Genomic DNA, 10827 nt, shown 5'->3' with positions numbered 1-10827 from the left:
GGCGCGTGGCGCGTGGCCGGTGGGTGGCGCGTGGCGCGTGGCGCGTGGCCGGTGGGTGGCGCGTGGCGCGTGGCCGGTGGGTGGCGCGTGGCCGGTCGGTGGCGGCTGGCTGCGGGCGGGCGACTGCGGGCGGCTGGCTGCCTGTGGCGGGTCGGAGTCGGTAGGCCGCGCGGGCGCGGCCCCACCTGGGTGCCCGGGCGGCGGCGGGTCGCGGTCCGCGGGGCTGTGGGATGCGTGACACCGCGCCGGCCGTCCCGGGGTGGGCTGGCCGGCCGGGGCCGGTCGCGGCCGGCGGGGGTGGTCGGAACCTTCCGCGACGCGCCGGGATCAGCGCCGTCCCAGAGGGGCGCGACGGTAGTCTCGCACCGACCGGTTCGTCCGGACGGCCCTGCTCGTCCCGCGGTATGGGTCCGCCACGCCGTCGGGCGTGCCGCGGGGTCCGGCTGCGGGTGCTCGCTGGGCCGCGGTCCGCGGCGGTCCGTTCTGCCATCGTGTCGTCGCGTTCGAGTCGTCGCATTCGGAGGTCCTAGCCGTGCCGTCCATCGAGGCTGTCGGAGCCCGCGAGATCCTTGACTCGCGTGGCAATCCCACCGTCGAGGTCGAAGTCGTCCTGGAGGACGGGACGCTGGGCCGTGCGGCGGTGCCCAGCGGGGCCAGCACCGGCGCCTTCGAGGCCGTGGAGCTGCGCGACGGGGAGGACCGTTACGGCGGCAAGGGCGTCCGTAAGGCCGTGGCCGCGGTGATCGAGCGGATCGGCCCGGCGATCATCGAGCTGGAGGCCACCGAGCAGCGCCTGCTCGACCAGACGCTCATCGACCTCGACGGCACTCCGGGCAAGTCCGCCCTCGGCGCCAACGCCCTGCTCGGCGTGAGCCTCGCGGTGGCCAAGGCGGCCGCGGCCGCCAGCGGGCTGCCGCTGTTCCGCTACCTCGGCGGGCCGAGCGCGCACCTGCTGCCGGTGCCGATGCTGAACATCCTCAACGGCGGCGCGCACGCGGACACGAACGTCGACATCCAGGAATTCATGATCGCTCCGATCGGTGCGAGCAGCTTCTCCGAATCGCTGCGCTGGGGCGCCGAGGTCTACCACGCGCTCAAGAGCGTGCTCAAGGCGCGTGGCCTCGGCACCGGCGTCGGCGACGAGGGTGGCTTCGCCCCGAGCCTGCCCACCAACCGGGACGCGCTCGACCTCATCGCCGAGGCCGTCGACAAGGTCGGCCTGCGCCTCGGCTCGGACGTCGCGCTCGCCCTCGACGTCGCCTCGACCGAGTTCTACGCGGACGGTTCTTACACCTTCGAGGGCAGCACCCGCACCGCCGAGGAGCTCAGCGACTACTACGCGGAGCTGGTCGGCGCCTACCCGATCGTCTCCATCGAGGACCCGCTGGCCGAGGACGACTGGTCCGGCTGGGTGGCGCTGACCGAGCGGCTCGGCACCAAGGTGCAGCTCGTCGGGGACGACCTGTTCGTCACCAACCCGGAGCGGCTCGCCCGCGGGATCGCCTCCAAGGCCGCGAACGCCCTGCTGGTCAAGGTCAACCAGATCGGCACCCTCACCGAGACCCTCGACGCGGTCAACCTCGCCCACCGCAACGGCTACCGGGCGATGATGTCGCACCGCTCCGGCGAGACCGAGGACACCACGATCGCCGACCTCGCCGTCGCCGTCGACTGTGGCCAGATCAAGACCGGTGCCCCCGCCCGCTCCGAGCGGGTCGCGAAGTACAACCAGCTCCTGCGGATCGAGGAGGAGCTCGACGACGCCGCCCGCTTCGCCGGCGCAGCCGCCTTCCCGCGCCACGGGCAGCCTGCCTGATCCGCATGCCGCCGCCGCGCGCCGCGCTGACCACGAGGGCGACCCTGCTCGCCGTCGTGATCTGTGTGCTGGTGCTGACCCTCGCCTATCCGCTGCGGTTGTACCTCAAGCAGCAGAGCAAGCTCTCGGAGCTCGCGCGGACGAACGCGCAGACCCAGGCCCGGGTCGACGAGCTGCGCGCCACGGTCGGGCGCTACGACGACCAGGCCTGGGTCTCCGACGAGGCGCGCCGGCGGCTGCATTACATCAAGCCGGGCGAGCGGGCGTACCTGATGCCCGCCGCCCCCACGCCCGCGCCCGGTGACGAGGGTGAACGCGGCGGATCGTCCGGCGGGTCGGCCTGGTACGGCCGGCTGTGGTCGGAGATCGCGACGCCGTAGGCGGCTCACCGGTGGGTGGCCACGAGCCCTGGGCCGACCGTGGATGCGGACTGCTCGTCGGTCCGGGCTGCTCGTCGGTCCGGGCTGGCTCGTCGGTCCGGGGTGCTCGTGGATCTGGGGTGCTCGTGGATCTGCGATGCTAGGCGGCGGTGCCGGTGCGCGGTCGCCGTCCCGGGGAGGAGAGCGTCGCGGTGCGGGAGAAGAACGTGGTGTCGACGGCGGTGACGGCCGAGGAGGTCGAGATCGTCGGGCGGCAGTTGTCCCGTGCGCCGCGCGGAGTCCTGGCCGTCGCCCACCGTTGTTCCTGCGGGCTGCCGGACGTGGTCGAGACCGCTCCCCGGTTGCCGGACGGGTCGCCCTTCCCCACGCTCTACTACCTCACCTGCCCGCGCGCCGCGGCGGCGGTGTCGCGGCTGGAGGGGGCTGGGGTCATGCGGGAGATGACGGAGCGCCTCGCCCACGACCCCGATCTCGCCGCCGCCTACGCCGCGGCGCACCGGGACTACCTCGCCCGTCGCGACGCCCACGACGTCCTGCCCGGCGCCCCGAGCGCCGGTGGCATGCCGGAGCGGGTCAAGTGCCTGCACGTCCTGGTCGCGCACAGTCTGGCGGCGGGCCCGGGAGTGAACCCCTTCGGGGACGAGGCGCTCGCCGCCGTCGACGACTGGGGCCGGCGGGGTCCGTGCGTGGCCGTGGCGAGCGGAGCTGACGGAGCTGGCGGGGCCGTCGCGAGCAGGGCAGCTGGCCGGGCCGCGGCGGGTTCCGTGGGGACGACGGAGGAGGTGCCGACGTGAACCGCGTCGCCGCGATCGACTGCGGGACCAACTCGATCCGCCTGCTGGTGGCGGACTACGACGGGTCCGGGTTGCACGAGCTGACCCGCCGGATGGAGATCGTCCGGCTGGGTGCCGGGGTGGACCGCACCGGTGAGCTGGCGCCCGAGGCGCTGGCGCGGACCTTCGCCGCGCTGCGCGACTACGCCGCCGAGATCGAACGCCTCGGCGCCACCCGGGTGCGGATGGTGGCGACGAGCGCGACCCGCGACGCGCGTAACCGCGACGAGCTGGTCACCGGCGTCCGCGCGATCCTCGGCGTCGACCCCGAAGTGATCAGCGGGGAGGAGGAGGCGGCGCTGTCGTTCGGTGGCGCCATCGGCGACCTCGTCGGCGGATCCGGACAGTTCGCAGCGCCGGATCGGGTGGGGGCGCCGAGCCAGCCGGGAGCATCCGACCGGTCGGAAACACGCGGACAGCCCGGAGCATCCGGCAATCCCGGCTCCTCGGACGCGCGCGGAGGACTCGACCGCCAGCCCGGCAGGCCAGGCGCGGCGGGAACGCCCACCCAGCTGGGAACGTCCGGCCAGCTGGGAACGTCCGGCCAGCTCGGCAAGATCGGGCTGTCCGGCACGGGGGGCCTGTCATCGGTCGCCACGCCGATTCTGCTCGCCGACATCGGCGGGGGCTCGACGGAGCTGGTGCTCGGGGACGCGCACGGTGTGCGGGCGGCCCGCTCGGTCAACGTCGGCTGCGTCCGGCTGGCCGAGCGCCACCTGCGCGACGACCCGCCGACCGCGGCGCAGGCCGCGGCGATCGTCGCCGACGTGCACGCCGCGCTCGACCTCGCCGCGGCGACGGTGCCGCTGACCGAGGCCGCGACCCTGGTGGGCGTCGCCGGGACCGTCACCACGGTGGCCGCCCTCGCCGCCGGGCTGGCGGAGTACGATGCGGACCGCATCCACCTGTCGGTGACGAGCGCCGAGCAGGTGGCGGCCGTCACCGAGCTGCTGCTCGGCATGACGCACGACGAGCGGGCGGCCCTGCCGGTGATGCACCCCGGGCGGGTGGACGTCATCGCGTCCGGCGCGCTCGTCCTGCGCACGCTGGTCGAACGCACCGGCGCAGCGGCGGTCGTCGCCAGCGAACGGGACATCCTCGACGGGATCGCGCTGGCCCTGGCCACCTCCCCGCCGGCCCTGCCACCAGCGCCTGCCGATCCGCCTCTGTCCGCCGCGCCGTCTCTGTCCGCCGGGCCGTCTCTGTCTGCCGCGCCACCTCCGCCGGCGGCGCCGTCCCTGCCGACGGGGGCCGGTCCCGCCGCGGGATGACGGCCGGCCCGCGGCGCGATCCGGCGCGGCCGGGCGCCGGCTGGCCGGGTGACCTCGCCGACCCGACCACCCCGGTCGCGGCGAGCTGCGCGCAGGTGCGCGAGCTGGCGGCCGGCGCCGCCGACACGGGCGAACTCGACGCCCGGGTGTCGGTCTGCCGGGCCTGCCCGCGCCTGGTGACCTGGCGGGAGGAGGTCGCGGCGGTGCGGCGGGCCGCGTACGCCGACCAGCCGTACTGGGGGCGGCCGGTGTCGTCGTTCGGCCCGGCTGACGCCCGGATCCTGATCGTGGGCCTCGCCCCCGCCGCCCACGGCGGCAACCGCACCGGGCGCATCTTCACCGGCGACCGCAGCGGCGACTGGCTGTTCGCCTCGCTGCACCGGGTCGGGCTCGCCGCCCTGGCGACGTCGCAGGCCGCCGGGGACGGCCAGAGCCTGCGGGCCACCCGGATCGTCGCGGCCGTGCGCTGCGCGCCGCCGGCGAACAAGCCGACGACGGCGGAACGGGACGCCTGTCGCCCCTGGCTGGTCAGGGACCTGGAGCTCGTCCGACCGACGCTGCGGGTCGTCGTCGTTCTCGGCGGGTTCGCGTGGGCGGCGCTCTGGCCGGCCCTGGCGCGGGCCGGGTACTCCGTCCCGGCGCCCAGGGTGCGGTTCGGTCACGGGGCCCGGGCCGAACTTCCCGGGACGGGGGTCCGGGTCGTGGGTTGCTATCACCCGAGCCAGCAGAACACCTTCACCGGACGCGTCACCGAGGTGATGCTGGACACGATTTTTGCTTCCGCGGCGGCACAGGCGGAAGTGATCGGGCGGCGCGACTAAGGCCACGCCTTGTGGTCACGGACACAGCACGTGAGCCACGGCACTCCTCCTTCGGTGACGAGTTGGGCCGAAGGGTCGTCCGTATTGGTGTCCTGCGTCACGGAATAGGCGGGGTCGGCCGGCTCCTTGCCGGGTGTAAGCCGGCCCCCGCGGGTACCGTTTTTGCATGGGCTATGGGCAGGCACCGCACATCCTCATCGTCGGCGGAGGATACGTCGGCATGTACACGGCCCTGCGGCTTCAGCGGAAGCTGGACGGGGACGAGGCGACCATCACCGTCGTCGAACCCAACTCATACATGACCTACCAGCCGTTTCTCCCGGAGGCGGCCGCCGGCAACCTCGAGCCACGTCACGTCGTCGTACCGCTACGCAAGGTGCTGAAGGGCTGCCGGATCATCAGCGGCCATGTTGTGACGGTGTCGCACGAGCGACGCACCGCATCCGTGCAGCCGCTTCTCGGAGACCCTTTCGACCTTAAGTACGACATCCTGGTGATCTGTCCTGGTTCGGTGGCGCGCACACTCCCGATACCGGGACTGGCCGAGCAGGGAATCGGATTCAAGAGTGCGGCCGAGGCCATCTATCTCCGAAACCAGGTCATCAGTCGCCTCGACGCGGCCGCGTCGGCCACCGATGCCGCCGTCCGGCGACGCGCGCTCACCTTTCTCTTCATCGGCGGCGGATATGCCGGAATCGAGGCCCTCGCCGAACTCGAGGACATGGCACGTGATGCGTGTTCTTATTACCCGGATCTGGCGCCTGCCGACATGCGCTGGGTGCTCGTCGAGGCGACCGGTCGTATTCTCCCCGAGGTTTCGCCCGCAATGGGGCTGTATACGGTCAAGCAGCTCGAACACCGCGGAATCCAGGTGAAGCTGAACACCAGGGTCGAAAGTCTGCTCGACGGCAATGCCGTTCTCGACGACGGTGAGCGGTTCGAGGCCGGCACCGTGGTGTGGACCGCCGGCGTCAAGCCGAACCCCGTGCTCGCCCGGACCGACCTGCCGCTCGACGACCGTGGCCGGCTGCGGGCCACCGCCTTCCTCCAGGTCGACGGGGTGGCGGACGCCTGGACCGCCGGCGACTGCGCGGCCGTGCCCGACCTGACCAAGGGCGAGGGGGCGACGACCGGGCCGTCCGCCCAGCACGCCGTCCGCCAGGCCCGCCGGCTGGCGGAGAACCTCCTCGCCGAGCTGCGGCACGAGCCCATCAGGCCCTACGAGCACAGCTACGCCGGCAGCGTGGCGTCCCTGGGGCTGCACAAGGGCGTGGCCGAGATCTACGGGGTCCGGCTGCGGGGCTGGCCCGCGTGGCTGATGCACCGGTCGTACCACCTCAGCCGGGTGCCCACGCTGAACCGCAAGGCCCGCGTGGTGGCCGACTGGACCCTGGCGCTGTTCTTCCGTCGCGAGATCGTCTCGCTGGGCTCGTTCGCCGACCCCCGGGCGGAGTTCCGCCGGGTGGCGGCCCCCGCGTCCGCACCGGCCGCGGGCATACACGCGGCCCCCGGCACCCCGGCCGCGATCGACGCCGCCGACGCCGCCGATGCTGCCGACGCCACCACCGAGAAGGCCGCGCCCGCCGCGTCCACCTCCCCCGAGACGCCCGCCGCCGTGCCCACCCCCCCTGGGACGCCCGCGCCCGCCATCCCGGCGGCAGAGGCGAACTCGCAGGCCGCGCAGCACCGGAGCTGACCGTCGCCCGCGCCCGCGGGCCCCGCCACGACCCCACGGCGGCCGGTGAATCCCCGCCTCCCGTGGGGTTCACCGGCCGCTGCCGCTTCACCGGCCGCTGCGGCTTCACCGGCGGCCGCCGCTTAACGACACCAAGGTGGGGGCGGGAATCCGGCATCTCCGGACTGGCCCGACGCCGCTAACGAGCCGCGAGCTCGGCTTTCCGGTGATCTGGGTCGTCCACTGATCGGCGGGGATGGCAATGCGGCAGCACCCTAGTCACGAAGAGTCACGCTTTCGGCGGGGCCGCCATCTCCGGACCACTTTTTCCGCGATGTGTTATTCCCAGACCCTACGTAGCGTGGTAGAAACATCAGCGATGTAGACGAGCCGGTGTATCCCAACTGGTAGAGGAGGCTGTCCTAAAAACAGCTCGAGTGTCGGTTCGACTCCGACCACCGGCACAATCCATTGCTGATCGCCCGCGCGCGTTGGTGAACGCCGCGGGTGGTCGGCATGGAAGGCTTCGTCGCCATGGTGAGGTGAGTCGCGGTGCGGGGACGCAATGATTAGGTGCGCCGTCGAATCCGCTACTTTCCGTCTCTGATTCGTTACAGCTTCAGTGCCCGCGGTTCGAGGACTCCCGCCCACGGCGCCCACCGACCGGCGGGAACGTCCCGGGCGGGGGGTTCGTTGCGTGGTTGACGTGTGCACCAACTGATGACGGTGGCGCCGCTCCGGCGGCGACCGAGAGGAGCCGGCTCGATGGCCGACCTTCGTTCCTCGAACCCCGTGCTGCGCCGCGGCGGGTTCGCGCCGCCGCCGACGCCCACCCCGGAGGAGCTCGCCAGCCACTACCGGCAGCCGACCACCCTCACCGTCGACGACGTGGTCGTGCACACGCTGGGGCTGTTCGCCCTGCTGGGTGTCGGCGGTGCCGTCGGCTGGGTGGTCGGGCGGGACGCACCGGGCATCGCGCTGGCCGCCGGACTCGTCGCTCTGGTCATCAGCCTCGTCGTGTCGATGCGCAATCGGCTGCGCCCGTCGCTGGTCATCGCCTTCGCGCTGATCGAGGGCGTCGCGGTGGGGGCGATCTCGCGCTTCTACGAGGACGACTTCGCCGGCATCGTCCCGCAGGCGCTGCTCGGCACCGGTCTGATCTTCGTCGTCATGCTCCTCGCCTACCGCAGCCGCCGGCTGCGGGCCACACCGCGGATGGCCCGCATCGTCACCGGGGTGCTGTTCGGCGTCATCCTGATCAGCCTGGTCGACCTCGTCGTCAGGGCGGTCAGCGGGAGCCACCTGCCGGTGATCAATGACGCGACGCCGCTGGGCATTCTGTTCAGCGTGCTGGTGCTCGGCGTCGCGAGCCTCCAGTTCATCCTCGACTTCGACTACATCGAGCGGGCGATCGCCGCCGGCGCTCCGCGCTCCGAGGCCTGGCGAGCCGGCTTCGGCCTGCTGGTCGGCTTCGTCTGGGTCTATCTGGAGATGCTGCGGCTGCTGTCCAAGCTGCGCCAGTAGCAGCCCGGCGCGCGTCTCGTCTGGACCGGATCAGCTCCTGACCGGGGTCAGCCGGAGTGGTCCGGGCCGGCGGCGGTCGGCGTGATCCGCAGGATGCAGCGCTGGTCGCGGACCATCGCGGCCCGGTAGTCGTCCCAGTCGGGGTGCTCGCCGGAGATGTCGCGGTAGTAACCGACGAGGAGTTCCATCGCCGCCGGCAGCCGGACGATCTCAGCGGTGCCGGTGATCTGCACCCACGGTCCGAAGAAGTCGTCCGGCAGCACGCACAGCCGCACGGTCGTGTCCCGTTCGACGTGACCGACCTTGTACGCGGTGAGCCTGGTGCTGATCAGCAGGCGACCCTCGGCGTCCACCCCGACCGTCACCGGCGACATCTGCGGACTGCCGTCCCGGCGGGTGGTGCTCAGCACCGCCCTGTGATGATCGCGGACGAACGCGGTGGCGGCATCGAGATCCATCCACACATTCTGTCCGACGGGACGTGGACCCCGCGAGGTGAACCGCGGGCCGCGAACAGTGGAACGCAAACCGTGGTGGCGGTGGCGCGGGACCGGCGCCGTGGCGGCCAGGCAGGCCCGTCGAGGCCAGGCAGGACCGCCGCGGCGCCGCGGGGGCCTACGCCCGGCTTGCCCGCCGCCGCAGGTCCGCCTCGTGGACGAGGGCGGCCGCGAAGCTGTGTGGCAGGTCGTGTTCGGCGCGTAGCCAGTTCACCCGTTCGGTGAAGCGCAGCAGGCCTGGACCGTCGTCCAGCCGGCTGAGCCAGTGGTTCACCCCGTGCCCCGTTGCCTTCGGAATCCGCTCGATGAGGCTCTGGTGGGTCTGCGGGGAGCGGTTGAGCGACATGCGCGCCTCCAGAAGTAAAACCCGACGTCAACGGCTCATGTCGCCAGCGTGCCCCATGCCACAGCAAAGGGCAAGGCCCCGTTCGGGCCCTGTGGGGTATCATGCCCGGATGTCCGATGAGGTCGGTGATCTCAGTCGGGAGGTGGGCCTGCTCATCCGCCGCATCCGGGGATGGGTCGGCTCTTCCTGGGACGTCGCGGTGGGTTCGGGGCTGACTCGGGCGGAGCGCACGGTCCAGCTGCTCGACGAACTGGCCGCGCTCGGCGAACGGATCGGCACGGGGGCGCCCGTCGGGATGCGTCCGCCGAGGCTCGCCGCCCACGCCCTGCCTGATCAGCTCGCCGTGCTCGCCGAGGACCTGCTGGCCGCGCTCGACGCCGCCGGCGCCACCTCTCCCTCCGCTCGTGGGGTGCTGGCCGACGCCCGCGCGGCGGTGACCGGGGCGCGGGCGGATCTCGACGGCGCCGGCTTCGGGTTCCGCGTCCGCTGATCGCGGTCGGTGGTCGGCGGTTGGTGGTTGGTGGTGGCAGCGGGCATCACCGCAGCTGCCAGGTGCTCCGGACGGCGTCGAGCGCGTGCGCCGCGGCGATCCGCGCCCCGTCGAGGGTCAGGTGCACCCCGTCGCGCGACCGGGCGAGCACGTCCCGGCCGCCGGCGCCGGTCAGGTAGTCGCTGTAGGCGCCGTCCTTCGACAGCCACGGGGTCAGGTCGAGGTAGCTCGCGCCGCTCACCCCCGCCGCCGCGGCCGCCGTCGCCGCGTTCAGCTGGTGGAAGTAACCGTTCAGCCGGTGGGAGCGGGCCGGTGGCAGGCCGAGCCAGAGCAGCCGCCTGGCGCCGTTCCCGGTCCAGATCCGCATGACGACGCTGGCCCGCCGCCGGTACTCCGCCTCCCAGCCGGCCGATCCGGCGGGCAGCACCGTCCCGTCGGGGAACGTGATGCCCTGCCCGTCGTTACCGCCCATGGCGACGATGATCAGCTCCGGGGTGCCGGCCAGCTCCGGGTTGCGCCCGGCGACCTGGTCGCGGGCATGGGCGGCCCAGTCGAAGAAGTCGGGGCGGACCAGACCGGTGCCGAACCGGGTCTCGGTCCGTGCCCGGATCGTGCCCGGAGCCGTGTTCGTGATGGTGGGGCCGAGGGACTCGGTCAGGGAGTCGCCGGTGACGAGCACCCGCAGCGGGTCGGCGGCGGTGGGCGAGCGCAGCGGGGCGGGTACGGGCGGGGCGGTGGGTGTCCCGGCGTGGCCTGGGCGGTCCGGCGCCGTCGTTCCTCCGTCCGTTCCCGCCTCCGCGTAGCGGCTCGCCGCGGTCGCCAGCTCCGAATCGCCGCCGCGCGGCGCGGATGGGTGGCCGAAGGCTCGGGTCAGCCAGCGGTCCGGCGCGTCGAGGCGCGCCGTGTGCGTCGCCCGCTCGAGGGGCCGCGCCGCGCTCAGCACGATCGTGCGGGTGAGCCCCGGCCGCATCCCCTCGCCGGCATGGACCATGGCGGGGGCGCGCAGCACGGCGAGCAGCCCCAGCACGGCGACGACCAGCAGCAGGGCGCGCCGAGCCGGGACGGCGTCCGCCTCGACCCGCGCGAGCCGGGCGCGATGGCGTGCCGGCGACGGGGCCGGCATCTCTGCCCCGGCGGCTTGGAGCGGTCGAGAGTCCTGGCTGACGTGACCGCC

11 protein-coding genes and 1 tRNA gene are annotated in these 10827 nt (G+C 73.3%); 9 read left to right on the top strand and 3 right to left on the bottom strand.

From position 1 onward, the window contains the following. Positions 1–532 precede the first annotated feature (532 nt). From eno to FRAAL_RS27160, 8 genes are all read left to right on the top strand, one after another. Entirely contained in the window at positions 533–1816 is a 1284-nt protein-coding gene (gene eno / locus FRAAL_RS27195) for a phosphopyruvate hydratase (protein ID WP_041939851.1), read from the top strand. 5 nt (positions 1817–1821) lie between these two features. After that, positions 1822–2196: an FtsB family cell division protein gene (locus tag FRAAL_RS27190; RefSeq protein ID WP_011607282.1), complete on the top strand. Its 375-nt coding sequence runs from the start codon at positions 1822–1824 to the stop codon at positions 2194–2196. A gap of 191 nt (positions 2197–2387) precedes the next feature. Next, entirely contained in the window at positions 2388–2990 is a 603-nt protein-coding gene (locus FRAAL_RS27185; RefSeq protein ID WP_050997464.1) for a DUF501 domain-containing protein, read from the top strand. Beyond that, on the top strand, positions 2987–4300 hold the full coding sequence (locus tag FRAAL_RS27180) for a Ppx/GppA phosphatase family protein (RefSeq protein ID WP_011607280.1): 1314 nt from the start codon (positions 2987–2989) through the stop codon (positions 4298–4300). Before FRAAL_RS27185 ends, FRAAL_RS27180 begins: the two co-directional genes overlap by 4 nt. Beyond that, entirely contained in the window at positions 4297–5121 is an 825-nt protein-coding gene (locus FRAAL_RS27175; protein ID WP_011607279.1) for a uracil-DNA glycosylase, read from the top strand. Before FRAAL_RS27180 ends, FRAAL_RS27175 begins: the two co-directional genes overlap by 4 nt. A gap of 166 nt (positions 5122–5287) precedes the next feature. Next, a complete protein-coding gene (locus FRAAL_RS27170; protein ID WP_011607277.1) occupies positions 5288–6817 on the top strand; it encodes an NAD(P)/FAD-dependent oxidoreductase in 1530 nt (509 codons plus the stop codon). A gap of 368 nt (positions 6818–7185) precedes the next feature. After that, positions 7186–7260, top strand: a tRNA-Leu gene (locus FRAAL_RS27165). Positions 7261–7561: 301 nt separating this feature from the next. Further along, the gene (locus tag FRAAL_RS27160) at positions 7562–8320 is read left to right on the top strand and encodes a Bax inhibitor-1/YccA family protein (RefSeq protein WP_041939850.1); all 759 of its coding nucleotides are present in this window, start codon (positions 7562–7564) and stop codon (positions 8318–8320) included. Between the two features lie 47 nt (positions 8321–8367). Here the strand turns inward: FRAAL_RS27160 and FRAAL_RS27155 are convergent, their stop codons facing one another. Beyond that, a complete protein-coding gene (locus FRAAL_RS27155; RefSeq protein ID WP_011607275.1) occupies positions 8368–8778 on the bottom strand; it encodes a PPOX class F420-dependent oxidoreductase in 411 nt (136 codons plus the stop codon). A 157-nt stretch (positions 8779–8935) separates the two neighbouring features. Then, complete coding sequence (locus tag FRAAL_RS27150; RefSeq protein WP_011607274.1) at positions 8936–9163, bottom strand: DUF4287 domain-containing protein; 228 nt, start codon at positions 9161–9163, stop codon at positions 8936–8938. A gap of 109 nt (positions 9164–9272) precedes the next feature. Here FRAAL_RS27150 and FRAAL_RS27145 point away from each other — a divergent pair, with 109 nt between their 5' ends. Further along, positions 9273–9653: a hypothetical protein gene (locus FRAAL_RS27145; RefSeq protein ID WP_011607273.1), complete on the top strand. Its 381-nt coding sequence runs from the start codon at positions 9273–9275 to the stop codon at positions 9651–9653. Between the two features lie 46 nt (positions 9654–9699). Here FRAAL_RS27145 and FRAAL_RS27140 read toward each other — a convergent pair whose 3' ends face one another. Further along, on the bottom strand, positions 9700–10776 hold the full coding sequence (locus FRAAL_RS27140; RefSeq protein WP_011607272.1) for a DUF459 domain-containing protein: 1077 nt from the start codon (positions 10774–10776) through the stop codon (positions 9700–9702). Positions 10777–10827 lie beyond the last annotated feature (51 nt).

It is taken from the genome of Frankia alni ACN14a (assembly GCF_000058485.1).
Lineage (GTDB): Bacteria > Actinomycetota > Actinomycetes > Frankiales > Frankiaceae > Frankia > Frankia alni.
The sequence above is the reverse complement of the archived record's forward strand: the minus strand, read 5'-3'. Positions and strand labels throughout refer to the sequence as shown.

Coding starts and splice junctions, on each gene's coding strand:
- FRAAL_RS27190 (WP_011607282.1), top strand. CDS start 1,822: ATGCCGCCGCCGCGCGCCGCGCTGACCACGAGGGCGACCCTGCTCGCC.
- FRAAL_RS27175 (WP_011607279.1), top strand. CDS start 4,297: ATGACGGCCGGCCCGCGGCGCGATCCGGCGCGGCCGGGCGCCGGCTGG.
- FRAAL_RS27170 (WP_011607277.1), top strand. CDS start 5,288: ATGGGCTATGGGCAGGCACCGCACATCCTCATCGTCGGCGGAGGATAC.
- FRAAL_RS27160 (WP_041939850.1), top strand. CDS start 7,562: ATGGCCGACCTTCGTTCCTCGAACCCCGTGCTGCGCCGCGGCGGGTTC.
- FRAAL_RS27155 (WP_011607275.1), bottom strand. CDS start 8,778: ATGGATCTCGATGCCGCCACCGCGTTCGTCCGCGATCATCACAGGGCG.
- FRAAL_RS27150 (WP_011607274.1), bottom strand. CDS start 9,163: ATGTCGCTCAACCGCTCCCCGCAGACCCACCAGAGCCTCATCGAGCGG.
- FRAAL_RS27145 (WP_011607273.1), top strand. CDS start 9,273: ATGTCCGATGAGGTCGGTGATCTCAGTCGGGAGGTGGGCCTGCTCATC.
- FRAAL_RS27140 (WP_011607272.1), bottom strand. CDS start 10,776: ATGCCGGCCCCGTCGCCGGCACGCCATCGCGCCCGGCTCGCGCGGGTC.